Annotated in this window: 23 protein-coding genes; 15 read left to right on the top strand and 8 right to left on the bottom strand. The window is 64.2% G+C overall.

Translation table 11 applies throughout. The annotated features are described in order from the left end of the window. Nucleotides 1-22 precede the first annotated feature (22 nt). The 11 genes from mraY to lpxC all read left to right on the top strand — a co-directional run bounded on the left by mraY (nucleotide 23) and on the right by lpxC (nucleotide 12,828). A complete protein-coding gene (mraY, locus tag QCE49_RS11350; protein WP_008342993.1) occupies nucleotides 23-1,192 on the top strand; it encodes a phospho-N-acetylmuramoyl-pentapeptide-transferase in 1,170 nt (389 codons plus the stop codon). A 30-nt stretch (nucleotides 1,193-1,222) separates the two neighbouring features. Continuing rightward, on the top strand, nucleotides 1,223-2,734 hold the full coding sequence (murD, locus tag QCE49_RS11345) for a UDP-N-acetylmuramoyl-L-alanine--D-glutamate ligase (RefSeq protein WP_250458948.1): 1,512 nt from the start codon (nucleotides 1,223-1,225) through the stop codon (nucleotides 2,732-2,734). After that, a complete protein-coding gene (gene ftsW, locus QCE49_RS11340) occupies nucleotides 2,731-4,008 on the top strand; it encodes a putative lipid II flippase FtsW (RefSeq protein ID WP_008342990.1) in 1,278 nt (425 codons plus the stop codon). Before murD ends, ftsW begins: the two co-directional genes overlap by 4 nt. Continuing rightward, entirely contained in the window at nucleotides 4,005-5,123 is a 1,119-nt protein-coding gene (gene murG / locus QCE49_RS11335; RefSeq protein ID WP_175982743.1) for an undecaprenyldiphospho-muramoylpentapeptide beta-N-acetylglucosaminyltransferase, read from the top strand. Before ftsW ends, murG begins: the two co-directional genes overlap by 4 nt. Then, the gene (gene murC / locus QCE49_RS11330; protein WP_034471448.1) at nucleotides 5,124-6,518 is read left to right on the top strand and encodes a UDP-N-acetylmuramate--L-alanine ligase; all 1,395 of its coding nucleotides are present in this window, start codon (nucleotides 5,124-5,126) and stop codon (nucleotides 6,516-6,518) included. Nucleotides 6,519-6,540: 22 nt separating this feature from the next. After that, on the top strand, nucleotides 6,541-7,482 hold the full coding sequence (locus tag QCE49_RS11325) for a D-alanine--D-alanine ligase (protein ID WP_008342984.1): 942 nt from the start codon (nucleotides 6,541-6,543) through the stop codon (nucleotides 7,480-7,482). Between the two features lie 34 nt (nucleotides 7,483-7,516). Beyond that, nucleotides 7,517-8,269, top strand: coding sequence for a cell division protein FtsQ/DivIB (locus tag QCE49_RS11320; protein WP_008342982.1), 753 nt, complete (start codon nucleotides 7,517-7,519; stop codon nucleotides 8,267-8,269). A 26-nt stretch (nucleotides 8,270-8,295) separates the two neighbouring features. Continuing rightward, nucleotides 8,296-9,528, top strand: a complete 1,233-nt coding sequence (gene ftsA, locus QCE49_RS11315) for a cell division protein FtsA (protein ID WP_008342980.1) — start codon at nucleotides 8,296-8,298, stop codon at nucleotides 9,526-9,528. A gap of 117 nt (nucleotides 9,529-9,645) precedes the next feature. Continuing rightward, on the top strand, nucleotides 9,646-10,857 hold the full coding sequence (ftsZ, locus tag QCE49_RS11310; RefSeq protein WP_008342979.1) for a cell division protein FtsZ: 1,212 nt from the start codon (nucleotides 9,646-9,648) through the stop codon (nucleotides 10,855-10,857). 285 nt (nucleotides 10,858-11,142) lie between these two features. Continuing rightward, nucleotides 11,143-11,646 (top strand): peroxiredoxin, encoded by a 504-nt coding sequence (locus QCE49_RS11305; protein ID WP_250458950.1) that lies wholly within the window; start codon nucleotides 11,143-11,145, stop codon nucleotides 11,644-11,646. A gap of 264 nt (nucleotides 11,647-11,910) precedes the next feature. Further along, nucleotides 11,911-12,828, top strand: a complete 918-nt coding sequence (gene lpxC / locus QCE49_RS11300; protein ID WP_008342975.1) for a UDP-3-O-acyl-N-acetylglucosamine deacetylase — start codon at nucleotides 11,911-11,913, stop codon at nucleotides 12,826-12,828. Between the two features lie 45 nt (nucleotides 12,829-12,873). Here the strand turns inward: lpxC and QCE49_RS11295 are convergent, their stop codons facing one another. Further along, nucleotides 12,874-13,359: a DUF721 domain-containing protein gene (locus QCE49_RS11295; protein WP_008342974.1), complete on the bottom strand. Its 486-nt coding sequence runs from the start codon at nucleotides 13,357-13,359 to the stop codon at nucleotides 12,874-12,876. 276 nt (nucleotides 13,360-13,635) lie between these two features. Between QCE49_RS11295 and secA the strand changes: the two genes are divergently transcribed. The 4 genes from secA (at nucleotide 13,636) to QCE49_RS11275 (ending at nucleotide 19,157) form a co-directional block, all read left to right on the top strand. Beyond that, entirely contained in the window at nucleotides 13,636-16,449 is a 2,814-nt protein-coding gene (gene secA, locus QCE49_RS11290; protein ID WP_250458959.1) for a preprotein translocase subunit SecA, read from the top strand. Between the two features lie 160 nt (nucleotides 16,450-16,609). Continuing rightward, nucleotides 16,610-17,851, top strand: a complete 1,242-nt coding sequence (gene argJ, locus QCE49_RS11285) for a bifunctional glutamate N-acetyltransferase/amino-acid acetyltransferase ArgJ (RefSeq protein WP_239295170.1) — start codon at nucleotides 16,610-16,612, stop codon at nucleotides 17,849-17,851. Nucleotides 17,852-17,865: 14 nt separating this feature from the next. Continuing rightward, nucleotides 17,866-18,729 (top strand): ATP-binding protein, encoded by an 864-nt coding sequence (locus QCE49_RS11280; RefSeq protein WP_239295169.1) that lies wholly within the window; start codon nucleotides 17,866-17,868, stop codon nucleotides 18,727-18,729. After that, a complete protein-coding gene (locus QCE49_RS11275) occupies nucleotides 18,726-19,157 on the top strand; it encodes an NUDIX domain-containing protein (protein ID WP_008342968.1) in 432 nt (143 codons plus the stop codon). Before QCE49_RS11280 ends, QCE49_RS11275 begins: the two co-directional genes overlap by 4 nt. A gap of 6 nt (nucleotides 19,158-19,163) precedes the next feature. Here the strand turns inward: QCE49_RS11275 and yacG are convergent, their stop codons facing one another. The 7 genes from yacG to QCE49_RS11240 form a co-directional block, all read right to left on the bottom strand. Then, the gene (gene yacG / locus QCE49_RS11270) at nucleotides 19,164-19,355 is read right to left on the bottom strand and encodes a DNA gyrase inhibitor YacG (protein WP_008342966.1); all 192 of its coding nucleotides are present in this window, start codon (nucleotides 19,353-19,355) and stop codon (nucleotides 19,164-19,166) included. A 63-nt stretch (nucleotides 19,356-19,418) separates the two neighbouring features. Further along, nucleotides 19,419-20,174 carry a cell division protein ZapD gene (gene zapD / locus QCE49_RS11265; protein ID WP_008342965.1) on the bottom strand — a complete coding sequence of 252 codons (756 nt, stop codon included), beginning with the start codon at nucleotides 20,172-20,174 and terminating at the stop codon, nucleotides 19,419-19,421. 171 nt (nucleotides 20,175-20,345) lie between these two features. Next, on the bottom strand, nucleotides 20,346-20,951 hold the full coding sequence (coaE, locus tag QCE49_RS11260; protein WP_175982748.1) for a dephospho-CoA kinase: 606 nt from the start codon (nucleotides 20,949-20,951) through the stop codon (nucleotides 20,346-20,348). A gap of 21 nt (nucleotides 20,952-20,972) precedes the next feature. Beyond that, nucleotides 20,973-21,896 carry an A24 family peptidase gene (locus tag QCE49_RS11255; protein WP_034471455.1) on the bottom strand — a complete coding sequence of 308 codons (924 nt, stop codon included), beginning with the start codon at nucleotides 21,894-21,896 and terminating at the stop codon, nucleotides 20,973-20,975. Between the two features lie 31 nt (nucleotides 21,897-21,927). Further along, a complete protein-coding gene (locus QCE49_RS11250) occupies nucleotides 21,928-23,133 on the bottom strand; it encodes a type II secretion system F family protein (RefSeq protein WP_250458961.1) in 1,206 nt (401 codons plus the stop codon). After that, nucleotides 23,130-24,299 (bottom strand): GspE/PulE family protein, encoded by a 1,170-nt coding sequence (locus QCE49_RS11245; RefSeq protein WP_250458963.1) that lies wholly within the window; start codon nucleotides 24,297-24,299, stop codon nucleotides 23,130-23,132. The genes QCE49_RS11250 and QCE49_RS11245 overlap by 4 nt, the downstream gene beginning before the upstream one ends. Before the next feature lie 71 nt (nucleotides 24,300-24,370). Continuing rightward, the coding region (locus tag QCE49_RS11240; RefSeq protein ID WP_309805959.1) for a transporter associated domain-containing protein at nucleotides 24,371-24,559 on the bottom strand (189 nt) is incomplete at its 5' end.

The raw sequence follows: 24,559 nt of genomic DNA, 5'->3' as shown, positions 1-24,559 counted from the left end.
TTCACTGAAGAGAAGGACCAGCATGCTACTCGCACTCGCGCAATGGCTTCAGAATGACGCCAGCTTCATGCGCGTGTTCACCTACATCACGTTCCGCGCGGTGGGCGCCACCGCAACGGCGCTTCTGATCGGTCTCGTCTGCGGCCCGTGGGTCATCCGCAAGCTGACCTTGCTCAAGGTCGGCCAGGCCGTGCGCAAGGACGGCCCGCAGACGCATCTCGTGAAGTCCGGCACGCCGACGATGGGCGGCGTGCTGATCCTCATCGGCATTGCCATTTCCACGTTGCTGTGGGCCGATCTCACGAACCGTTTCGTGTGGATCGTGATGCTCGTCACGTTCGGCTATGGCGTGATCGGCTGGGTGGACGACTATCGGAAGGTCGTGCACAAGGATCCGCGCGGCATGTCGTCGCGCGAGAAGTATTTCTGGCAATCGGTGATCGGCCTGTTCGCGGCGGTGTATCTCGCGTTTTCCGTGTCCGAAGCGAACAACGCGCGCGTGTTCGATCTCTTCATGGCGTGGGTGCGCAGCGGCCTCTCGATGGGCCTGCCCGCGCGCGCCGACCTGATGCTGCCGTTCCTCAAATCGATCACGTATCCGCTCGGCGTGTGGGGCTTCATCGCGATGACCTACTTCGTCATCGTCGGGTCGAGCAACGCCGTGAATCTCACCGACGGCCTCGACGGCCTCGTCATCATGCCGGTCGTGCTGGTCGGCGCGTCGCTCGGCGCGTTCGCGTATGTGATGGGCTCGTCGGTCTATTCGAAGTACCTGCTGTTCCCGCACATTCCCGGAGCGGGCGAGCTTTTGATCTTTTGTTCCGCAATGGGCGGCGCCGGTCTCGCGTTTCTCTGGTACAACACGCACCCCGCGCAGGTCTTCATGGGCGATGTCGGCGCGCTCGCGCTCGGCGGCGCGCTCGGCACGATCGCGGTGATCGTTCGTCAGGAAGTCGTGCTGTTCATCATGGGCGGCGTGTTCGTCGCGGAAACGCTTTCCGTGATGCTGCAGGTCTTCTGGTTCAAGTTCACGAAGCGCCGTTATGGCGAAGGCCGCCGTTTCTTCAAGATGGCGCCGCTGCATCACCATTACGAGCTGTCCGGCTGGACCGAGACGCAAGTCGTGGTGCGCTTCTGGATCATCACGTTGATGTTGTGCCTGTTCGGTCTGTCGACGTTGAAGTTGCGTTGATTCATTCAAGTTTCGGTAAAAGGTAAAGCGATGTTTGGCGAGAAGTTTGTCGGTCGGCAAAGTCCGATGGTGCTCGTGCTTGGGCTGGGTGAATCCGGTCTGGCGATGGCGCGCTGGTGCGCCAGGCACGGTTGCCGCCTGCGGATCGCCGACACGCGCGAAGCGCCGCCGAATCTCTCCGAACTCGCGATCCACAACATCGATGCGGATTTCGTCGGCGGCGCGTTCACGCCCGCGTTGCTCGATGGCGGCATCGAACTCGTCGCGATCAGCCCGGGGCTGTCGCCGCTCGCGGATGACCTCGCGCCGCTGATCGCTGCAGCGAAAGAACGCGGCATTTCTGTCTGGGGCGAACTCGAACTGTTCGCGCAGGCGCTCGCCGGACTCGGCGCGAACGGCTATGCGCCTAAAGTCATCGCGATCACGGGCACGAACGGCAAGACCACCACGACCGCGCTCACCGGCCTCTTGTGCGAGCGCGCGGGCAAGTCGGTCGCGGTCGCGGGCAACATCAGCCCGGCGATGCTCGACAAGCTGACCGAAGCCATCGACCAGACCGCGCTGCCCGATGTCTGGGTGCTCGAACTGTCGAGTTTCCAGCTCGAAACCGCGCATACATTCGCACCGGATGCCGCCGCGGTGCTGAACATCACGCAGGATCATCTCGACTGGCACGGCGGGCTGGACGCCTACGCCGCCGCGAAAGGGCGCATCTTCGGCCCGGCCACGACGCGCGTGCTGAACCGCGACGACAGCCGCGTCATGAAGCTCGCGGCGAACGTCGCGCAACATCGCGTCGTGACGTTCGGACTGAACGAGCCGCTGAATGTCGGCGACTACGGTTTGCTGCGCGATAACGGCATGCAGTGGCTCGTCGTTGGCATCGATCAGGACGCGTCGGAAGAGACTGCGACTTCGCGTCGCCGCAAGAAGGACGAGGCCGAGCCGAACCTCGTTTCCAAGCGTCTGATGCCCGTCGACGCGCTGCGCATCCGCGGTCTGCACAACGCGGCGAACGCGCTCGCAGCGCTGGCGCTGGCTCGCGCGATCGATCTGCCGCTGGCGGCGCTTTTGCACGGCTTGCGCGAGTATCGCGGCGAGCCGCATCGCGTCGAAGTGATCGCGCAGATCGACGGCGTCGATTATGTCGATGACAGCAAAGGCACGAACGTCGGCGCGACGGTCGCCGCGCTCGACGGCCTCGCGCAACGCGTCGTGCTGATCGCCGGCGGCGACGGCAAGGGCCAGGACTTTTCGCCGCTCGAAGCGCCGGTCGCACGCTGGGCGCGCGCCGTGATGCTGATCGGCCGCGACGCGGCGCGCATCCGCGAAACGCTGGCATCGACGAATGTCGAATTGCAGGATCACGCGACGCTCGAGGAAGCGACGAACGCCGCCGCGAAAATCGCGGAAGCCGGCGACGCCGTGCTGCTTTCGCCCGCGTGCGCGAGCCTCGACATGTTCAAGAACTACGCACATCGCGCCGACGTGTTTCGCGGCGCGGTCGAAGATATCGCCGCCGCGCGGGGAGTGATGCTATGAGCTGGTCGGAACGCTTCGGATCGAAACTCACCGGACAGCGCAACGCCATGCCCGGCGACTCGCTCGCGGGCCGCTCGAATTCGGGCACGCGCGGCGGCATTTCGAGCGCGGTCAACGGCGTGCGCCCGGCGCGCTCGCGCATGCTCGACTACGACTATTCGCTGTTGTGGGTGATGATCTCGCTGCTCGGCCTGGGCATCGTGATGGTGTACTCGGCGTCGATCGCGATGCCGGATTCGCCCAAGTACGCGAGCTATCGCGACTATCACTTCCTCGTGCGTCACCTCGTTTCGATCACGACGGCGCTCGTCGGCGCGACCATCGCGTTCAAGATTCCGATCAAGACGTGGGAAAAGTACGCGCCGAAGCTTTTTCTCGTCGCGCTGGCGATGCTCATCATCGTGCTGATTCCGCACGTCGGCAAAGGCGTGAACGGCGCGCGCCGCTGGATTCCGCTCGGCATCACGAACATGCAGCCGTCGGAGATCATGAAGCTCGCGGTGACGATCTACGCTGCGAACTACACCGTGCGCAAGCAGGAATTCATGCACAGCTTCGGCAAGGGCTTTCTGCCGATGGCGGTCGCGGTCGGCGCGGTCGGTGCGCTCTTGCTGCTCGAGCCCGACATGGGCGCGTTCATGGTGATCGCCGCGATCGCGATGGGCGTGCTGTTTCTCGGCGGCGTCAACGGCAAGCTGTTCGGCGGCCTCGTGCTGACGGCGGTGGGCACGTTCACGATGCTCGTGTGGCTGTCGCCGTGGCGTCGCGAGCGGATCTTCGCGTACCTCGATCCGTGGGACGACCGTTACGCGCAAGGCAAGGCGTATCAATTGACGCACTCGCTGATTGCGTTCGGGCGCGGCGAGTGGTTCGGCGTCGGCTTGGGCGGCAGCGTCGAGAAGCTGAACTATCTGCCGGAAGCGCATACCGACTTCATTCTCGCGGTGATCGGCGAGGAGCTCGGTTTCGTCGGCGTCATCTGCGTGATCCTGCTGTTCTACTGGATCGTGCGCCGCGCGTTCGAGATCGGCCGTCAGGCGCTTGCGCTCGATCGCACGTTCGCCGGTCTAATGGCGAAGGGCGTCGGCATCTGGTTCGGCGCGCAGACGTTCATCAACATGGGCGTGAATCTCGGTCTTCTGCCGACCAAGGGTCTCACGCTGCCGCTCGTGTCCTACGGCGGCTCGGGCATTTTGCTGAACTGCGTCGCGCTGGCGGTGTTGCTGCGCGTCGATTACGAAAATCGCGTCTTGATGCGCGGAGGAAAAGTATGACCGCGCAACGCGACCGCACCTTGATGGTGATGGCGGGCGGCACCGGGGGCCACGTGTTCCCGGGGCTCGCGGTCGCGCACTGGATGCAGGCGCACGGTTGGCGCGTCGTGTGGCTCGGCAATGCGAGCGGCATGGAAGCGACGCTCGTGCCGAAGCACGGCATTCCGATGGAATACGTGCGCTTCGGCGGCGTGCGCGGCAAGGGCATCAAGACCAAGCTGATGTTGCCGGTGAATCTGCTGCGCGCATGTTCGCAAAGCCTCGCCGCGCTGCGCCGCGTGAAGCCGGACGTCGTGCTCGGCATGGGCGGCTATATCACGTTTCCGGCGGGCATCATGACGAAGCTCGCGGGCTGCCCGCTCGTGCTGCACGAACAGAACTCCATCGCGGGGCTCGCGAACAAGGTGCTCGCGCATCTCGCAAAGCGCGTGCTCGTCGCGTTTCCCAATGCTCTGCCGAATGCAGAATGGACCGGTAATCCGATCCGTGCGGAACTAACGAGCGCATTGCCACCCAAAGAACGCTACGCCGCGCGTTCGGGACGCCTGAACGTGCTCGTCGTCGGAGGCAGTCTCGGCGCTGCCGCGCTCAACGAAACCGTGCCCAAGGCGCTCGCGATGCTCGCATCGGAAGAGCGCCCGCGCATCGTGCATCAGGCGGGCGCGAAGCATATCGAAGCACTGGAAGCGAACTACGCGGCTGCGGGTCTTACGCGCGGTGAAGACCTGCAACTCGTGCCGTTCATCGAAGACATGGCGAGCGCGTATGCATCGGCGGATCTCGTCATCTGCCGGTCGGGCGCGATGACCGTCTCGGAAATCGCCGCGGTCGGCGTGGCGGCGCTCTTCGTGCCGTTCCCGTTCGCCGTCGACGATCACCAGACGACCAACGGCGCGTTCCTCGCGAAGAACGGCGCGGCTGAACTGATACAACAACGCGATCTGTCGGCGCAAAAGCTCGCCGACTGGTTACGCGTACAGACGCGCGACACGCTCGCGGCTATGGCCGAGCGCTCGCGCGCGCTGGCGAAACCGGACGCGACCGAAAAAGTCGCGAGCATTTGCGCCGACGTGGCCGGCGCGCGTTTCGACGCGCAAGCTCGGGAGGCACACTAAATGAAGCACATCGTCAAACATATACATTTCGTCGGGATCGGCGGCGCGGGCATGAGCGGGATCGCCGAAGTGCTGCTCAATCTCGGCTATCACGTGAGCGGATCCGATCTTTCGAACGGCGCGGTCACCGAGCGTCTGCGTGCGCTTGGCGCGCGCGTCGAGATCGGTCATCACGAGCAGAACATCGAAGGCGCGAATGCGGTGGTCGTTTCGACGGCCGTGCGTCCCGACAATCCAGAAGTGCTCGCGGCGCGGCATCGCCGCGTGCCGATCGTGCCGCGGGCCGTGATGCTCGCGGAACTCATGCGCCTGAAGCAGGGCATCGCCATCGCCGGCACGCACGGCAAGACGACGACGACTTCGCTCGTCGCGAGCGTGCTGGCGGCGGGCGGGCTCGATCCGACCTTCGTCATCGGCGGGCGGCTGAACAGCGCGGGCGCGAACGCGCGTCTCGGCACGGGCGATTTCATCGTCGCTGAAGCCGATGAGTCGGACGCTTCGTTCCTGAATCTTTTCCCGGTGATCGAAGTCATCACGAACATCGACGCCGATCACATGGACACCTACGGCCACGACTTCGCGCGGCTCAAGCAGGCGTTCATCGAGTTCACGCATCGGCTGCCGTTTTACGGCATTGCCGTGCTATGTGTCGACGATCCGAACGTCCGCGAAATCCTGCCGTTCGTGTCGAAGCCGATCATCCGCTACGGTCTCGGCGCGGAAGCGCAAGTGCGCGCGGTGAACGTCGAGGCGCGCGACGGCCGCATGCATTTCACGACGCTGCGTGAAGACGCGCCGTCGCTCGACATCGTGCTGAATCTGCCGGGCACGCATAACGTGCAGAACGCGCTCGCGGCAATCGCGATCGCGACTGAACTCGAAGTCGCGGATGCCGATATCCAGCGTGCGCTCGCTGAATTCAACGGCGTAGGCCGTCGCTTCCAGCGTTACGGCGAAGTGAGCGCGGCGAGCGGCGAAGGCGCGTACACGCTCATCGACGACTACGGTCATCACCCGGTCGAAATGGCCGCGACGATCGCGGCGGCGCGCGGCGCGTTTCCGGGGCGGCGTCTCGTGCTCGCGTTCCAGCCGCATCGCTATACGCGCACGCGCGACTGTTTCGAGGATTTCGTGAAGGTGCTGTCGACGGTCGACGCCCTCGTGCTCACCGATGTCTACGCCGCCGGCGAAGCGCCCATCGTGGCCGCCGACGGCCGGGCGCTCGCGCGTGCGATCCGCGTCGCGGGCAAGGTGGAGCCGGTGTTCGTCGAGACGATCGACGAAGTGCCCGACGCGGTGACGACCATCGCGCGCAACGGCGACGTGGTGATCGCCATGGGCGCGGGTTCCATCGGCGGAGTGTGCGGCAAGCTGGCTAACCCCCAGCCTCAGTAAGAGCAAGACCATGAGCAATCAAGTGAATCAAATCGATCCGAAAGTCTTCGGCAAAGTCGCGGTGCTGCTCGGTGGCAATTCCGCCGAACGCGAGGTCTCGCTCAATTCCGGGCGCCTCGTGCTCGAAGGCTTGCGCGAGGCGGGCATCGACGCGCACGCGTTCGATCCGGCGCGGCATCCGCTTTCGGATCTGAAGGCGCAAGGCTTCGTGCGCGCGTTCATCGCGCTGCATGGCGGTTACGGCGAGAACGGGCAACTGCAGGGCGCGCTCGATTTCTACGGCATCCGCTATACGGGCAGCGGCGTGCTCGGCTCGGCGCTCGGCATGGACAAGCTGCGCACGAAGCTCGTGTGGCAGCAGACCGGCATTCCCACGCCGCCGTTCGAAACCGTCTTTCGCGGCGAAGACTACGCGGCGCGCGCGCAGGACATCATCGCGAAGCTCGGGCTGCCGCTCTTCGTCAAGCCGGCGAGCGAAGGATCGAGCGTCGCGGTCATCAAGGTGAAGAGCGCGGAAACGCTCGTGCCCGCGCTCGAAGAAGCGGTGAATTACGACAAGATCGTGATCGTCGAGAAGAGCATCGAGGGCGGCGGCGAATTTACGTGCTGCATCGCGGGCGATCTCGACTTGCCGGTCATCAAGATCGTGCCGGCGGGCGAGTTCTACGACTATCACGCGAAGTACGTCGCGGACGACACGCAGTACCTGATTCCGTGCGGCCTGACCGAAGCCGAAGAAACGCGCATGAAGCAGCTGACGAAGCGCGCCTTCGAGATTCTCGGCTGCACCGACTGGGGTCGCGCGGACTTCATGCTCGACTCGGACGGCAACCCGTATTTCCTCGAGGTGAACACGGCGCCCGGCATGACCGATCACTCTCTGCCGCCGAAAGCCGCGCGCGCGGTCGGCATCAGCTACAAGGATCTCGTCGTGAAAGTGCTGTCGCTCACGCTGAAGAACTAGGTCGATCACACACAGGACACGAACAAGCGAAACCATGTGGAACAACGTTCGCCAACTCAACCTCGCCGCCAACGGGCTGCACGTCGTGCTCGTGCTGCTGCTTCTCGGCGCCGCGGGGTACTGGGCGATCCAGCGTCCCGAGTTTCGCCTGCGCGAGATTCAGATCGACGGGGATACGGCGCACATCAGCTCGCCGGTCGTGCGGGCAAGCGTGATCGGTCATCTGAAGGGCAACTACTTCACGGTCGATCTCGATGCGGCGCGCGCCGCGTTCGAGCAGGTGCCGTGGGTGCGCCACGCGAGCGTGCGCCGCGTATGGCCGAACGCGCTCGCGGTGACGCTCGAGGAATACAAGCCGCTCGGCACGTGGGGGAACGATCAACTGGTGAGTGTGGACGGCGATCTCTTCACCGCGAATCAGGGCGAACTCGACGACGATCTGCCCGCGTTCGACGGCCCCGAGGGCACGGCGAAGGAAGTGGTCGCGCGGTATCACGATTTCGAGAAGTGGTTCGCGCCGCTCGACGCGAAGCCGGAAGAAGTCACGCTGTCGCCGCGCTTCGCGTGGACGGTCAAGCTGTCGAACGGCACGCAGGTCGAACTCGGACGCGAGCGTAATCAGGACACGCTGAACGACCGTTGCAAGCGTTTCGTCGCGTCGTGGCCGTCCGTCACGGGACGCTGGGGGAAGGACATCGAATATGCGGATTTGCGGTACCCGAACGGCTTTGCCATACGAGCCGCGAACATGCGCTTCATCAACGACACCGACAAGGCCAAGAAGTAAGCAGACATCACAGGCATGAGCACGCTATGAGCAAAGACTACAAAGACCTGCTGGTTTCCCTCGACATCGGAACGTCGAAGGTGGTCGCGATCGTCGCCGAATTGAAGGGCGAAGGCCACTACGAGGTAATCGGACTCGGTCAGAGCGACTCGAAGGGGTTGAAGAAGGGCGTCGTGGTCAATATCGAGGCCACGGTGCAATCCATCCAGCGCGCGCTCGAAGAAGCCGAACTGATGGCGGATTGCAAGATCACAAACGTATTCACCGGGATCGCGGGCAGCCATATCCGCAGCTTCAATTCGAGCGGGATGGTCGCGATCAAGGACAAGGAGGTCACGCAGGCGGATGTCGCGCGCGTGATCGAAACGGCCAAGGCGATCAACATCCCGACCGATCAGCAGGTGCTGCATATCCTCACCCAGGAATTCATCATCGACGGGCAAGAGGATGTGCGCGAGCCGATCGGCATGAGCGGCATCCGCCTCGAAGTGAAGGTGCACATCGTGACGGGCGCGGTGAGCGCGGCGCAGAACATCGTGAAGTGCGTGCGCCGCTGCGGCCTCGAAGTGAACGACCTCATTCTGCAGCCGCTCGCGTCGTCGCTTGCGGTGCTGACCGAGGACGAGAAGGAACTGGGCGTGGTGCTCGTCGATATCGGCGGCGGCACGACGGACATCGCCATCTTCAGCGAAGGCGCGATCCGACATACGGCGGTGATTCCCATCGCGGGCGATCAGATCACGAGCGACGTCGCGATGGCGCTGCGCACGCCGACGCCGGATGCGGAAGACATCAAGGTGAGCTACGGCATCGCGAAGCAGGCGCTCGCTGATCCGGACGAAATGATCGAAGTGCCGGGGCTGGGCGAGCGCGGTCCGCGCACGCTGTCGCGGCAGGCGCTGGCGGCGGTCGTGGAGCCGCGCGTCGAAGAGCTGTTCTCGCTGGTGCAGCAGGTCGTGCGCGAGTCGGGCTATGAAGAACTGCTGTCGAGCGGCGTCGTGCTGACCGGCGGCGCGGCGATGATGCCCGGCATGGTCGAGCTCGGCGAAGACATCTTCCTGAAACCGGTGCGCATCGGCGTGCCGGAATACGCGGGCGGCCTTGCCGATGTCGTGCGCAATCCGCGCTATTCGACGGCAATGGGCCTGCTCGCCGAAGGACGCTCGCAACGCATGCGCGGCCGCAAGGTCGCGGTACAGAACGGTTCGATGGGACAAGTCTTCTCGCGGATGAAAGACTGGTTCCTCGGGAATTTCTAAGCAATACGCAACACGCAACAAAAAGAATTTCGCGCCGGTACCGGCGGCTGGTGCGCGACAAGGGGTTGCCCGATCTCTCGTCGAATAACGCCGATCTTCATTCTTGACGGAGGCAACATGGATTTCGAAATGCTGGAAACGGAAACCAACGGAACGATCATCAAGGTCGTGGGCGTTGGTGGTGCTGGCGGCAACGCGGTTCAGCACATGATCAACCGCGGCGTGCAGGGCGTCGACTTCATCGTGATGAACACCGACGCGCAAGCGCTCGCCCGTTCGCGCGCGCCGGCGGTTCTGCAACTGGGCATGACCGGTCTCGGCGCTGGCGCGAAGCCGGAGAAGGGCAAGGAAGCGGCGGAAGACGCGCGCGAGCGTATCGCCGACGCACTGCGCGGCGCGCACATGGTGTTCATCACCGCGGGCATGGGCGGCGGCACGGGCACGGGCGCGGCGCCGGTGGTCGCGCAGATCGCCAAGGAAATGGGCATTCTCACCGTTGGCGTCGTGAGCAAGCCGTTCGAGTTCGAAGGCGGCCGCCGCATGCGCGTCGCGGAAGCGGGCTCGCAGCAACTGGAGGATCACGTCGACTCGCTGATCGTCGTGCTGAACGACAAGCTGTTCGAGGTGATGGGCGATGACGCCGAGATGGACAAGTGCTTCCAGTGCGCGGACGACGTGCTGAACAACGCTGTCGCCGGTATCGCTGAAATCATCAACGTCGATGGTCTCGTGAACGTCGACTTCGAAGACGTGAAGACGGTGATGGGCGAGCAGGGCAAGGCGATGATGGGCACGGCGACGGTTGCCGGCGTCGATCGCGCGCGTCTCGCCGCGGAACAGGCGGTCGCGAGTCCGCTGCTGGAAGGCGTGGATCTGTCGGGTGCGCGCGGCGTGCTGGTGAATATCACGTCGAGCCGTTCGCTGCGTCTGTCGGAAACGCGTGAAGTGATGAACACCATCAAGTCCTACGCAGCCGACGATGCAACGGTCATCTTCGGCGCCGTGTACGACGACGCGATGGGCGACGCGCTGCGCGTGACGGTGGTGGCGACGGGCCTGGGCCGCGCGGCGAAGAAGCAGCAGCAAGCGCCGATGACCCTCCTGCGCACGGGCACCGACAATCAGCCGGTCGCACACGCGCATCACGCCGCCGCGCACAATTCGTACGGTACGCAGCACGGTCAGAGCACGACGGATTACGGTCAGCTCGACACGCCGGCAGTGTGGCGCTCGACGCGTGAAACGGCGGCTTCGCACGTGCAGGCGCTGCAGGAAAAAGGCGTCGATACTTACGACATTCCGGCGTTCCTGCGCAAGCAGGCGGACTGAGCGAAGCGCACGTTATTTGCTGCTGAGTTCGTGACGAAGCGGCACACCGCGTGCACGCGCTGAACGTCCGGCGCGCACGATGCAGGCTTCGCGTGGGGCGACTGTCCAAGGCCGCGTCCTGATGCAAAACGGACGCCGGGCCGTGGCCAGCCGACCTCCACGAATCTGCCCCTGACGTCGAGGAAGGCAGAGTGAAGCCGAAATCGCTGCGGAGACTTTCGGCGCGGTTGCGGGACGATGCGATCGCGAGGATGTCCGCGAGCACTGATGAGGGAAGGACCGAGCATGATCAAAGTGGGTGAAACGTTGCCCGACGTGCGTCTCTTCGAGTTCATCGACGAGGCCACCGAGGGCTGTGCCGTGGGACCGAATGCGTTCCCGGTGCGCGAGCGGAGCGCAGGCAAGCGCGTGGTGATCTTCGGATTGCCGGGCGCGTTCACGCCGACGTGCTCCGCCAGACACGTGCCCGGCTATGTCGAAGCGGCGGCGGATTTGTCCGCGGCAGGCGTCGACGAAGTCTGGTGCGTTTCCGTCAACGACGCGTTCGTCATGAACGCGTGGGGACGCGATCTTCAAACCGCGGGCAAGGTGAAGATGATTGCGGACGGCAGTGCGCGTTTCACTCAGGCACTCGGACTGGATCAGGATTTGTCCGAGCGTGGCATGGGAATCCGTTCCCAGCGCTACGCGATGGTGGTCGACGACGGCGTGGTCAAGACGCTGAATGTCGAAGCGCCCGGCAAGTTCGAAGTCAGCGACGCTCGCAGTATCCTGGCGACGTTGCGCTGAGTGCAGCGGCGCGCCGCGTTGCCCGCGCGCAACGCTTGAAGCGCCCTCGCATTGAGCTGCAATTTGGGGCCGATGACCGGAAATGCCTCCATTCCGGCCATCGGCCCGTTCTACTTCACAAATCCTTCGCCTTGGCGTAACACAGGGAAACAGTTGATACCACCTGGATCAGGACGGCATGCGGCGAATGGAGTATAATTCGACCTATTAGAATTTAACGCACGATTAATTTCCTTTATAGGATCTTGAATCGGAAAGAACATCATGTTGAAGCAGCGAACAATCAAGACCGTCGTCAAAACCGTGGGGATCGGGCTCCATTCCGGCCGCAAGGTCGACCTGACCCTGCGCCCAGCGCCGATCGGGACGGGCATCGTCTTTTCGCGTATCGACCTGCCCGAGCCGGTCGATATTCCCGCGTCCGCGATGGCGATTGGCGACACGCGTCTCGCTTCCGTGCTGCAGAAGGACGGCGCGCGCGTCTCGACCATCGAGCATTTGATGTCGGCGTGCGCGGGCCTCGGCATCGACAATCTGTATGTCGATGTGACCGCCGAGGAAATCCCGATCATGGACGGCAGCGCGGCATCGTTCGTGTTTCTGATTCAATCGGCGGGTATCGAAGAGCAGAACGCGCCGAAGCAATTCATCAAGGTGACGAAGCCCATCGAAGTGCGCGACGGCGACAAATTCGCGCGCCTGGAACCGTATTTCGGCTTCAAGCTGAGCTTCACGATCGATTTCCGCCATCCGGCCGTCGACAAGACCGGTCAGGCGCTCGAAGTGGATTTCGCGACCACGTCGTATGTGCGTGAAATCGCGCGCGCCCGCACGTTCGGCTTCGCGCATGAAGTGGAGATGATGCGCGAACTGGGGCTCGCGCGCGGCGGCAGCATGGACAACGCGATCGTGCTCGACGAGTACCGCATCCTCAACAATGACGGCCTGCGTTACGACGACGAATTCGTGAAGCACAAGATGCTCGACGCGATCGGCGACCTGTACGTGGTCGGCCGTCCGTTGCTGGCGTCGTACAAGGCGTACAAGGGCGGTCACGCGATGAACAACATGCTGCTGCGTGAGTTGCTCGCGAACGAAGACGCTTATGAAATCGTCACATTTGAAGATACGAAAACCGCACCGCGCGGTTTCGGTTTCGACACGCAGACGGCGTTTGCTTAACTGAAAGCCTCAACGGATGAACAAGAATGAGCGGCCGGGCGCCGCTCATTTTTTTTGTCCGCGCGCCTGATGCCGCGCCGCCATCCGCGCGAGCGCTTCCTGTAGAGGCGACGGCTCGAGCGAGGCCGCCAGATCATGCAGCGCCGATGCGCCCGCCGCCGACATGCGCGCCTGCTTCGGCGGCGCGGATTCTTTCATCGGCTGCGGACGGACGCGGATTTTCAGCGCGTTGACGGCCCAGCCGCGTTGTTGCAGGTCGGAAAGCAGACGCGGCTCGATATGCCGCAGCCGCGCCGCCAGCGCGTTGTGCGCGGCGAAAAGCGCGAGGACTCCGTCCTTGATGAACCCCGGTTCCACGTTCGACGCCAGATAATCCGGCAAAAGCGAGCTCAGATCGCGCTGCAGCGCCGCCACTTGCTCGACGCCCGCGCGCAACGCGCGGAACGCATCGGTGCGATCGAGGACATCGGCGACGGCTTGCGGCCGCCGCGGATCGAAACCCGATCTTGAATTCGTAGAAAAGCGGCTCATTTTTGTATAGGCGCAGGCCCGACGGAACGGTTCGATTGTACGCGAGGCGGCCCGTTGCTTCGGGCGGGGAAACGAGTTTCGCCCGAGCTTTCAGCGGGTTGACTGTCGCGTTCCGTCTACGCACGCGCGGGCACGCCGACGCAAGGTCTGCCAAACTCACATGCTAAAATTCCCGATTCGAATTTCACCTTATGGACTTAAGTCGCCGAGGTTCTCCGAGCCCGGACGCAGCTTTGTGCTGTGGCCGTCCGAAGCCGCGACGCAGACACTGATCCGATGACGACCGGTTTCCTTCAGAAGATTTTTGGCAGCCGCAATCAGCGGCTGGTCAAGCAGTATCAAAAGACCGTTGCGGCAATCAATGCCCTCGAGCCGACCGTCGAGAAGTATTCGGACGACCAGCTGCGCGCCAAGACCGATGAGTTCCGCCAGCGCGTCGCGGGCGGCGAATCGCTCGACGTGATCCTGCCCGAGGCATTCGCGGTCTGCCGCGAGGCGAGCAAGCGCGTCCTGAAGATGCGCCACTTCGACGTGCAGCTCATCGGCGGCATGGTCCTGCATTACGGCAAGATTGCGGAAATGCGTACCGGCGAGGGCAAGACGCTCGTCGCGACGCTCGCCGCGTATTTGAATGCACTGTCGGGCCGCGGCGTGCACGTCGTGACGGTGAACGACTACCTCGCCCAGCGCGATGCCGAATGGATGGCGCGCCTCTACAACTTCCTCGGTCTGTCGTGCGGCGTGAATCTGTCGCAGATGGAACACTCGCAGAAGCAGGAAGCGTACGCGGCGGACATCACGTACGGCACGAACAACGAGTTCGGTTTCGATTATCTGCGCGACAACATGGTCTACGAGACCAACGCGCGCGTGCAGCGGCCGCTCAATTTCGCGATCGTCGACGAAGTGGACTCGATCCTCATCGACGAGGCACGCACGCCGCTCATCATCTCCGGTCAGGCTGAAGATCACACCGATCTCTACGTGCGCATGAACGCGCTGCCGCCGCTGCTCGAGCAGCAGATCGGCGAAGAGAAGGCCGACGGCACCGGCGTCGAAAAGCCGGGCGATTACACGCTCGATGAAAAAGCGCGTCAGGTGTTCCTGACCGAATCGGGCCACGAGAAGGCCGAGCGCCTGCTCGCCGAGTGGGGTTTGATCGGCGAAGGCGAGAGTCTCTACGCGCCGCAGAACATCACGCTGATGCACCACATCTATGCCGCGTTGCGCGCGCATACGCTTTTCCTGCGCGATCAGCACTACGTGGTGCAGAACGGCGAAGTCGTGATCGTCGACGAATTCACCGGCCGCATGATGACCGGCCGCCGCTGGTCGGACGGTCTGCATCAGGCGGTCGAAGCGAAGGAACACGTCCAGATTCAGGCCGAGAACCAGACGCTCGCGTCCATCACGCTGCAGAACTATTTCCGCATGTACTCGAAGCTGTCCGGCATGACCGGCACGGCGGACACGGAAGCCTACGAATTCAACGAAATCTACGGCCTCGAAACGGTCGTGATTCCGACCAACCGTCCGCCGAAGCGCGTCGACAAGCAGGATCAGATCTACAAGACGTCGAAAGAGCGTTACGACGCGGTGATTCGCGACATCCGCGATTGCGTCGAGCGCGGTCAGCCGACGCTCGTCGGCACGACGTCGATCGAAGCGTCCGAATTGCTGTCGCACCTGCTCACGCAGGCGGGCGTGAAGCACGAAGTGCTCAACGCGAAACAGCACGCGCGCGAAGCGACGATCGTCGCGGAAGCGGGCCGTCCGGCCGCCGTCACGATCGCGACGAACATGGCCGGCCGCGGCACGGACATCGTGCTTGGCGGCAACGTCGAGAAGCAGGCGTCGTTCATCGAAGCGGATCTCTCGATCCCCGAGAACGAGAAAGCCGCGCGCATCCAGAAGCTGCACGACGAATGGCAGGCGCTGCACGATCACGTGAAGGCGGCGGGCGGTCTGCATATCATCGGCACCGAGCGTCACGAGTCGCGCCGTATCGACAACCAGCTGCGCGGCCGCGCGGGCCGTCAGGGCGATCCGGGTTCGTCGCGCTTCTATCTGTCGCTGGACGATCCGCTTCTGCGCATTTTCGCGGGCGACCGCGTGCGCGCGATCATGGATCGCCTGAAGATGCCGGAAGGCGAGCCGATCGAAGCAGGCATGGTCACGCGTTCGATCGAAGGTGCGCAGCGCAAGGTCGAAGCGCGCAACTTCGACATCCGCAAGCAACTGCTCGAATACGACGACGTCGCGAACGATCAGCGCAAGGTCATCTATCAGCAGCGTAACGAACTGCTCGAAGCGAACGACGTGCAGGAAACCATCGCGGCGATGCGTCAAAGCGTGATCGGCGACGTCGTGCGAACCTTCGTGCCGGCGGGCAGCATCGAAGAGCAGTGGGAAGCGCCGGAGCTGGAAGAAGTGCTGCGCAACGACTGGTCGCTCGATCTCGCGGTTCAGGAGATGATCAACGAGTCGAATTCGATCGACGCGGAAGAAATTTGCGAAGCCGTGCTCGCCGCCGCCGACGAAGCGTACGAAGCGAAGGTCGCGATGGTCGGCCGCGAATCGTTCAGCGCGTTCGAGCGCTCGATCATGCTGCAGACGCTCGATAGCCGCTGGCGCGAGCATCTCGCCGCGCTCGATCACTTGCGGCAGGGCATCCATCTGCGCGGCTATGCGCAGAAGAACCCGAAGCAGGAATACAAGCGCGAGGCGTTCGAACTGTTCGCCGCGATGCTCGACGCCGTGAAGCAGGAAGTCACGCGCGTCGTGATGAACGTGCAGATCCAGTCGCCGGAGCAGCTCGAAGAAGCCGCCGAGCAGTACGAAGAGAAAGGCAGCCATCTGGAAAACGTGTCGTTCACGCACGCGGATTTCAACGCGCCGGCCGCCGAGCCGACGCCCGCCGCGGCGGCGGCGAGCGCCACCGCGCAGATGGTCAGCCAGGCGATGGCCGCCGGCGACGACATCAGCGTGGCGACGCGTCCTTCGGACGACGTGCCGAAGGTCGGCCGCAACGATCCGTGCCCGTGCGGCAGCGGCAAGAAGTACAAGAACTGTCACGGCAAGCTGGTGTAATCGGCTCGTGACCTGACGAACAAGCGACGCAGCGATGCGTCGTTTGTCTTTGCAGCATCCATCATTCACGGCGCCGGTTCGAATCCGCTGACCGGCGTCAGTCTTTCATCATGTGCCGGTTCGATGAGCCGGCATTCGCCACTTTCAGCGAGACGCGAACATGGCCGTCAACTTCCCCTCGATCGATCCCGCAGCGCTTCATCCCGTCCCCGGCGTCACGCTCGGTTACGCGGAGGCGAACATTCGCAAGCCCAATCGCAAGGACGTGCTCGTCATTCGCGTCGATGAAGGCGCGAGCGTCGCGGGCGTTTTCACGCAGAATCGCTTCTGCGCCGCGCCGGTTACGGTCTGCCGTGAGCATCTCGCGGCGGCGGGCCAAGGCGGCAAGGGCATTCGTGCGCTCGTCGTGAATACGGGCAACGCGAACGCGGGCACCGGCGAGCCGGGCATGGCGCACGCGCGCGAAACCTGCGCGGAGCTCGCGCGTCTCGCCAATCTCGATGCGCAGCAAATCCTGCCGTTCTCGACCGGGGTGATTCTGGAGCCGCTGCCGATCGATCGCCTGAAGGCCGGTCTGCCCGCCGCGCTCGCGAATCAACAAGCCGCGCACTGGTTCGACGCCGCGCAAGCGATCATGACGACCGACACGCTGCCGAAGGCGGCGTCGCGCCAGGTAACGATCGACGGTCACGTCGTCACGCTGTCGGGCATCAGCAAGGGCGCGGGCATGATCCGCCCGAACATGGCGACGATGCTCGGCTTCCTCGCATTCGATGCGAACGTCGCGCAGCCGGTCCTCGATCAGCTCGTGAAGCACGTCGCGAATCGTTCGTTCAACTGCATCACGATAGACGGCGATACGTCCACCAACGATTCGTTCATCCTGATCGCGTCGGGGAAGTCGTCGCTGCCCCCGATCACATCGACGGATTCGCCCGCGTACGCCGCATTGCGCGACGCCGTGACCGAAGTGGCGCAGGAACTCGCGCAACTCATCGTGCGCGACGGCGAAGGCGCGACCAAGTTCATGACGATCACGGTGGAGGGCGGCCAGGACGCGGCGGAGTGCCGTCAGATTGCCTACGCGATCGGCCATTCGCCGCTCGTTAAGACCGCGTTCTACGCGTCCGATCCGAACCTCGGCCGCATTCTCGCTGCGATCGGTTATGCGGGCGTAACGGATCTCGATGTCGGCAAGATCGATCTTTATCTCGATGACGTGCTGGTCGCGAAAGCCGGCGGGCGCAATCCCGCGTACAAGGAAGAAGACGGCCAGCGCGTGATGAAGAAGAGCGAGATCCTGATTCGCGTCGTGCTCGGGCGCGGCGACGCGCAAGCGACCGTCTGGACCTGCGACCTTTCGCATGATTACGTGAGCATCAACGCCGACTATCGCTCCTGAACGCGGACAACTCGATGGATAAACTCGAACAATTTCTCACGCGCGCCGAAGCGGTGCTGGCGCGCATCGAAGGCATGTTGCCGCCCGCCGCGCCCGATATCGACTGGGAATCCGCGGTGGCGTTTCGCTGGCGCAAGCGTCAGGGACGCGGCTTCCTGCAACCCGTTTCCGCCATCTCGCAGATCTCGCTCGACGACCTTCAGAACATCGATCGTCAGAAATCGCTCATTCGGCAGAACACGCAACAGTTCGTGAACAAGCTGCCCGCGAACAACGTTCTGCTGACGGGCGCGCGCGGCACGGGCAAGTCGTCGCTGATCAAGGCGTGTCTGAACGCGTATGCGAAGGACGGCTTGCGCCTGATCGAAGTCGACAAGGACGATCTGCATGATCTCGGCGATATCGTCGATCTGATCTCCACGCGGCCCGAGCGTTTCATCGTCTTCTGCGACGATCTCTCGTTCGAGGAAGGCGAGTCGGGCTACAAGGCGCTGAAGGTCGCGCTCGACGGCTCCGTCGCCGCGCAATCGGACAACGTGCTCATCTACGCGACGTCGAACCGCCGCCATCTGTTGCCCGAATACATGAGCGACAACGAGACGTACAAGCACACGTCCGACGGCGAGATTCATCCTGGCGAAGTGGTCGAAGAAAAGATTTCGCTTTCCGAGCGCTTCGGCCTTTGGGTCAGCTTCTATCCGTTCAAGCAGGACGACTATCTGTCGATCGTCGGACACTGGCTGAAGCACTTCGGCTGCGCCGACGCCGAAGTCGAAAGCGCACGCGGCGATGCGCTCGTGTGGGCGCTCGAACGCGGATCGCGCTCGGGCCGCGTGGCGTGGCAATTCGCGCGCGACTGGTCGGGACGCAAGCAATGACCGATGCGAAGCCGGACATCGCGCCCGATGGCCGCAAGGTGACCGAAGTGGCCGTCGGCGTGATGGTGCAGCACGACGGGCGCTATCTGCTTGCGCAGCGGCCCGCGGGCAAACCGTATGAAGGTTACTGGGAGTTTCCCGGTGGCAAGCTGGAGCCGGGCGAGAGCATCGAGGCGGCGCTCGGTCGCGAACTGCACGAGGAACTCGGCATCGATGTCACCGCGTGCCAGCTCTGGCGCACGCTGGAGCATGATTATCCCCATGCGTACGTGCGGCTTTTCTTCTGCAAGGTGACGGAGTGGAACGGTTCGCCGGTCGGCCGCGAAGGTCAGGCGATCGCCTGGCAGACGCTTCCCGTCGAGGTCGCGCCGCTCCTGCCGGCAGCCATTCCGATTCTGGAATGGCTCGAAGAGGAAGAGCGCGAATAACGGCGCTCAGTTGAGTCCGCCGCGATTGTCTTCGTCCGGCGGCGTTTCCTGCGAATTACCCGCGATCTTGTACTTCTCGGCCGCCCACGCGCCGAGATCGATCTGCTTGCAGCGCTCGGAACAGAACGGGCGAAAGCGGTTTTCGGGAACCCAGCGGACATCCTTGCCGCAGGTCGGACATTTGACGACAGTGGTCATGACGAATACGAATTGAGCCGGTTACGGACGATATTTGACCACATGAGGCCAAACCGTTCCGATTCAAAGGCTGCAAAGCGTCAGATGAAACGGCACGTCGACATCGACGGCGCGCGGTTTCAGATCGCCGTCCTGCACCGTGAAGCGCACCCACAGCATGTACTTGTTCGCGCTTGCTTCCGGAATCACGCGCGTGTCCGGTGAGACGCGCACTTGCATCAGCTGATACGTGCGGCCGGACAACATCTGCTGGTAGCTGCCCTGCATCGCCATGACTTTCGATGCCTGACCCGACTCACGCGCGAGCCGCAATACGATGGCCGCCGCGTCGCGCAACGCGAGCATGGGCATGACCCACTTCGCGATGTCCTGGCGGCGCTCCTCGACCGGCAACTGCTGCCAGGCGTAATACGACGGCAAATCGAACTTGCACGTTCCGCCGGGAATGATCGTGCGGCTACGGATGCTCGCGAGCCATTCGTTGTCGGCGAGATGCTGGCCGGTCTTGCCGTGCATTTCGGTGAGGCCGGCGAGCGTCTGCTCTATTTCGCCGAGCACGGCTTCGAGCGCTTCCTGTTCGATGCCCGGATTGCCGCGAAACGGCGCGAGCGTTTGCCGCTGCCGTTCCAGTTCCTTCATGAGGTCGGCTTTGAGGTCCGTGCGGCCAGCGACTTCCGCGATCTCGAAGAGCGTCGTGAGTGCAACGTGATGTTCTCGCGCGTCTTCCTGAGTCAGAAAGAACGTGAAGCGCTCGAACAGGTCTTCGAGGCGCAGCAGCGTCCGGATTCGCTCGTTGAAGGGATACTCGTAAAGGATCAAGCGCGCTCGCCTCGGCGTGGGTCGGTTGCTTCCATGAGCGGAAGTGAGCACATTCTAATGCCGCATCCTCACCCTAGCAAATCGGGCCATATTCGGGCGCCGAATGGCTCGTTTCGGCGGAAAACGGGGAACTTTTCGACGATTTCGCTAACTCAGGCGATCGCCGTCGCGTCATGCGGACGCAAGCGAAAGATAACGGCCGTGCAGTGTTTCGACTTGCTGCGCGAGCGTGTCGAGCGTGGCGGTTTCATCGTTGAGCACGATGTCGTCGGCAGCCGCGAGACGCGCTTCGCGAGACGCCTGCTTCGCGATGATCGCGAGTACCTGTTCGCGCGTGAAGCCGTTGCGCCGCATGACGCGAGCGATCTGCGTCTCGAGGGGGCAATCCACCACGAGCACGCGCGACACGCGGCTCGCCCATTCACCGGACTCGACGAGCAAGGGCACCACGACGATGTGATACGCGCCCTGCGCCGCGAACCGCTGGCGTTCCGTCTCGGCGCGAATCAGCGGATGCACGATGCCTTCGAGGCGCGCCTTCGCGGTGTCGTCGGCGAAGACGAGCGCGCGCATCTTCGCGCGATCGAGCGAGCCGTCCGCCGCGATGAATCCGTCGCCGAATTCGCTCGCGATGAGCGGCATCGCGACGCCGCCCGGCGCCGTGATTCGATGCGCGATCAGGTCCGTGTCGATCAGCGGCACGCCGCGCGCTGCGAAGAGATCAGCGACCGTGCTCTTGCCGCTGCCGATGCCGCCGGTAAGACCAATGCTGAACATCCGTTGCTCCGTTCGGTTCGATCAACCTAACAATGCATAAAGCGGCGTGCCGATGAAAAGCGTGATCGCGCCGCCCGCCGCGAGAAACGGTCCGAACGGCAACGGCTCTTCGAAACGCATGCGCTTGCGCCACGTCGCCACGATGCCGAACGCGGCGCCCGCGACGGCCGCGATCAGAAGCACTTGCGCGAGCGCCGACCATCCGAGCCACGCGCCGATCGCGGCGAGCAGCTTGAAGTCGCCGTAGCCCATGCCTTCCACGCCGCGCACGAGCTTGAAGAGCCAGTACACGCACCACAGGAACAGATAGCCTGCGACTGCGCCCGTCACGGCGTCGTGCAGCGTCGCGAATCCGCCTTCGCCGAAATTGACGAGAAGCCCGGCCCAAAGCAGGGGCAGCGTCAGCACATCGGGAAGATAGCGTGTGTCGTAGTCGATGAGCCCTGCCGTCAGCAAGGCCGCGCATAGACCGAGCGCGGCCAGCGCGGGCCACGTGGGACCGAACGCGTAAAGCGATAGCGCCGCCAGCGCGCCGGTCGCGAGTTCGGTCAGCGGATAGCGCGGGCTCACGCGTGCGCCGCATGCCGAGCAACGTCCGCGCAGGGCCAGATAGCTGATGACGGGAATGTTTTCCCACGCGCGCAGCACGTGCTTGCAATGCGGGCACGCGCTGCGCGGCACGGCGAGATTGAAGCGCTCGGGATAGGGATCGGCGGCGGCGAATTTGGTGGCATCGGACGCCTCGGGAATGGCTGCGTCGACTTCCGCGCGCCATGCGCGTTCGAGCATGACGGGCAGACGATGCACGACGACAGTAAGAAAACTGCCGATCACAAGGCCGAACACGATGGCGAACCCGTACTGCACGGCCACGGGCAGCGCCGCGAACGCCGCCAGATAGCGGCTCGCGAAATGCGCGGCGGTCGGATCGAACGAAGGCTGCATGATGGACGAACGGTTGCTTTGGCCCGCGATGCTACACCACGTTGCCGAGCTGAATGACAGGAAGATACATCGCGATGACAAGGCCGCCCACGAGCGCGCCCAGCACCGCGATGACGATCGGCTCGCAAAGACTCGCGAAGCCGCCGATGCGCTCGTCCACCTGACGGTCGGCGAGCGTGGCTAGATCGAGAAGCATCGCATCGAGCGAGCCTGATTCTTCGGCGACCGCGATCGGCTGCACGACGTCCCGCGGAAAGCATCCGACGGCGCGCATTGCGGCCGCGAGACGCTCGCCGTTGTGCAGGCGCGCGGCGATGTCGACGGTGGCGCGGTCGAACACGCGGTTTCCTGTGGCATGCGTGAGTGAGTTGAACGCATCCGACAGCGGCGTGCCCGCCGAGAGCAGCGTGCCGAGCGCGCGGCTCCATCGCGCGACCGCGAGCGAGCGCAGCAGCTTGCCTGCAAGCGGCAGGCGCAGCGCGGCGTGATCGGCGGCGGCGCGTGCATCGGGCGAACGCTTCATCCAATTCCATCCGATGAATACCGCAGATGCGGCTGCAATCCCGAACGGCACGCCGACATTCGCGACGCCGTCCGAAAGCGCGAGCACGAAACGCGTCGGCGCGGGCAGCGCGGCGCCGAAGCCGTCGAAGATCGTCTTGAAGGTCGGCACGACGCCGATCAGCAATCCCGCCGTAATCGCGAGCGAAAGCAGCAGCACCATCACGGGATAGGTGAGCGCGGCGCGCAATCTGGCCCGTTGCGACGCCGCCCGCTCGCGGTCGTCGGCGAGGCGGGCGAGCACCGTCGGCAACGCACCCGCGACTTCACCGACCGAAACCAGCTGGCAGTACAGCGTGCCGAACGCAGCCGGATGCCGTGCCAGCGCGCCCGAGAATGGCACGCCGCGCGTGATATCGCGGGCCAGCGCGCGCACGATGCGCGGCATTCCGCTGGCGGACGCGCTGCCGGCGAGCAATTCGAGCGCGCCGACGAGCGGCAGTCCCGCGCGCAGCAGGCCGGCGAGCTGTCGCGTGAAGACGGTCACGTCGGCGGTCCGCGCTTTGGGCGGCGGCGCGGCGCCGAGCGTTTCGAGCAAGGTGACGATCACGCCTTCGCGCCGCAGCGACGCGCGGGCCGCGAGTGCGTCGGCGGCGATGATCTTTCCCCGCATCGGCTGGCCTTCGCTGTCCATGCCGCGCCACGCGAAGCGCAGTTCGAGCGCGTCGTTCATCATTCGATCTCCGTCGCGTCGACTGCTTCGGCGACGCTCGTTACGCCTTCGCGCACGCGCGCGAACGCCGCATCGCGCAACGCGGGCATGCCTTGCGCCTGCGCCGCGCGCGCGATCGCATGCGTCGCGGCGCGCGAGACGATCAACTCGCGCAGTTCATCCGATACCGGCATCACCTGGTGCACGCCGACGCGCCCGCGATAACCGACGCCATGACACGCCGGACAGCCGCGCGGCTCGAACGGATGAAACCCGTCCGCGAGCGCCAACGCCGACGGCGCGCGGCAGAACTCGCACAGCTTGCGCACGAGCCGTTGCGCGGTGACGAGCTTGAGCGCCGACGCGAGGTTGTAAGGCGCGACGCCGATATCGATGAGACGCGCGATCGCGGCGGGCGCATCGTTCGTGTGCAAGGTCGAGAGCACGAGATGGCCCGTTTGCGCAGCCTTCACCGCGACGTCCGCCGTTTCCGCGTCGCGTATTTCGCCGACCATGATGACATCCGGATCCTGACGCATGAACGCGCGCAGCGCCACGGCGAAGGTCAGTCCCGCCTTTTCGCGCACGCTCACCTGATTGATGCCCGCAAGTTGAATTTCGGCAGGATCCTCGACCGAGCACACGTTGCGGGCTTCCGCGTTGAGCATCTGGAGGAAGCAGTAGAGCGATACGGTCTTGCCGCTGCCGGTCGGGCCGGTCACGAGGACGAGACCGTGCGGCACGCGAATCGCCGATTCGACCGCGCGGCCTTGCGCGTCGTCGAGACCGAGCGAGGCGAGCGAAAGGTCGGGCGGCAGCGCTTCGAGCCGCCGCAGCACGAGTTTTTCGCCAAAGAGCGTCGGCAGCGAATTGACGCGATAGTCGCCGATCCGCCCGCCCGGCAGATTCAGCCGCAGCCGGCCGTCCTGCGGCACGCGCCGCTCGGCGATGTCCATTCGCGCCAGCACCTTGATCCGCGTGACGAACGCATCGCGCAAATGGGGCGGCGGGCGCTTCAATACGTGCAACGCGCCATCGACGCGCAGCCGGATGCGCCATGCGTGCTCGGACGGTTCGACATGGATATCGGACGCGCCGCGCTCGGCGGCTTCGCGCAAGGTGTCGGTGAGCAGCGAGACGGCGGGCGTCTCGTGGTCGGATGGCGTTTCGCGGAAGGAAGGGGAAATCATGGCGTCGGCGGTCGAGTCGAGATGATCCGATGATCCCGTCCTCGGCCGCCGGCGCACAGTCGTCCGAATGGCTAACGCAGCGCGTGTCGCGTGCCTTCGGGCGGGCGGAAAATCTTGACGGTTCGGATCGCCTGATCGTCGCTGCGCATCACTTCGAAGGTCACGCCCGCGATCTGCACCGAAACGTCGCCGTCGGGGATGTCTTCGAGCGTTTCGAGGATCAGGCCGTTGAGCGTTTTCGGGCCGTCCGTCGGCAGCGA

It is taken from the genome of Caballeronia sp. LZ008 (assembly GCF_031451435.1).
GTDB lineage: Bacteria > Pseudomonadota > Gammaproteobacteria > Burkholderiales > Burkholderiaceae > Caballeronia > Caballeronia zhejiangensis.
Note: the sequence above shows the minus strand (reverse complement) of the source record. Positions and strands in the feature narration are given on the sequence as shown.

Bases quoted from the DNA above. Each gene is read 5' to 3' on its own strand.
- mraY (WP_008342993.1), top strand. From the start codon at position 23: ATGCTACTCGCACTCGCGCAATGGCTTCAGAATGACGCCAGCTTCATG.
- murD (WP_250458948.1), top strand. From the start codon at position 1,223: ATGTTTGGCGAGAAGTTTGTCGGTCGGCAAAGTCCGATGGTGCTCGTG.
- ftsW (WP_008342990.1), top strand. From the start codon at position 2,731: ATGAGCTGGTCGGAACGCTTCGGATCGAAACTCACCGGACAGCGCAAC.
- murG (WP_175982743.1), top strand. From the start codon at position 4,005: ATGACCGCGCAACGCGACCGCACCTTGATGGTGATGGCGGGCGGCACC.
- murC (WP_034471448.1), top strand. From the start codon at position 5,124: ATGAAGCACATCGTCAAACATATACATTTCGTCGGGATCGGCGGCGCG.
- QCE49_RS11320 (WP_008342982.1), top strand. From the start codon at position 7,517: ATGTGGAACAACGTTCGCCAACTCAACCTCGCCGCCAACGGGCTGCAC.
- ftsA (WP_008342980.1), top strand. From the start codon at position 8,296: ATGAGCAAAGACTACAAAGACCTGCTGGTTTCCCTCGACATCGGAACG.
- ftsZ (WP_008342979.1), top strand. From the start codon at position 9,646: ATGGATTTCGAAATGCTGGAAACGGAAACCAACGGAACGATCATCAAG.
- QCE49_RS11305 (WP_250458950.1), top strand. From the start codon at position 11,143: ATGATCAAAGTGGGTGAAACGTTGCCCGACGTGCGTCTCTTCGAGTTC.
- lpxC (WP_008342975.1), top strand. From the start codon at position 11,911: ATGTTGAAGCAGCGAACAATCAAGACCGTCGTCAAAACCGTGGGGATC.
- QCE49_RS11295 (WP_008342974.1), bottom strand. From the start codon at position 13,359: ATGAGCCGCTTTTCTACGAATTCAAGATCGGGTTTCGATCCGCGGCGG.
- secA (WP_250458959.1), top strand. From the start codon at position 13,636: ATGACGACCGGTTTCCTTCAGAAGATTTTTGGCAGCCGCAATCAGCGG.
- argJ (WP_239295170.1), top strand. From the start codon at position 16,610: ATGGCCGTCAACTTCCCCTCGATCGATCCCGCAGCGCTTCATCCCGTC.
- QCE49_RS11280 (WP_239295169.1), top strand. From the start codon at position 17,866: ATGGATAAACTCGAACAATTTCTCACGCGCGCCGAAGCGGTGCTGGCG.
- QCE49_RS11275 (WP_008342968.1), top strand. From the start codon at position 18,726: ATGACCGATGCGAAGCCGGACATCGCGCCCGATGGCCGCAAGGTGACC.
- yacG (WP_008342966.1), bottom strand. From the start codon at position 19,355: ATGACCACTGTCGTCAAATGTCCGACCTGCGGCAAGGATGTCCGCTGG.
- coaE (WP_175982748.1), bottom strand. From the start codon at position 20,951: ATGTTCAGCATTGGTCTTACCGGCGGCATCGGCAGCGGCAAGAGCACG.
- QCE49_RS11255 (WP_034471455.1), bottom strand. From the start codon at position 21,896: ATGCAGCCTTCGTTCGATCCGACCGCCGCGCATTTCGCGAGCCGCTAT.
- QCE49_RS11250 (WP_250458961.1), bottom strand. From the start codon at position 23,133: ATGATGAACGACGCGCTCGAACTGCGCTTCGCGTGGCGCGGCATGGAC.
- QCE49_RS11245 (WP_250458963.1), bottom strand. From the start codon at position 24,299: ATGATTTCCCCTTCCTTCCGCGAAACGCCATCCGACCACGAGACGCCC.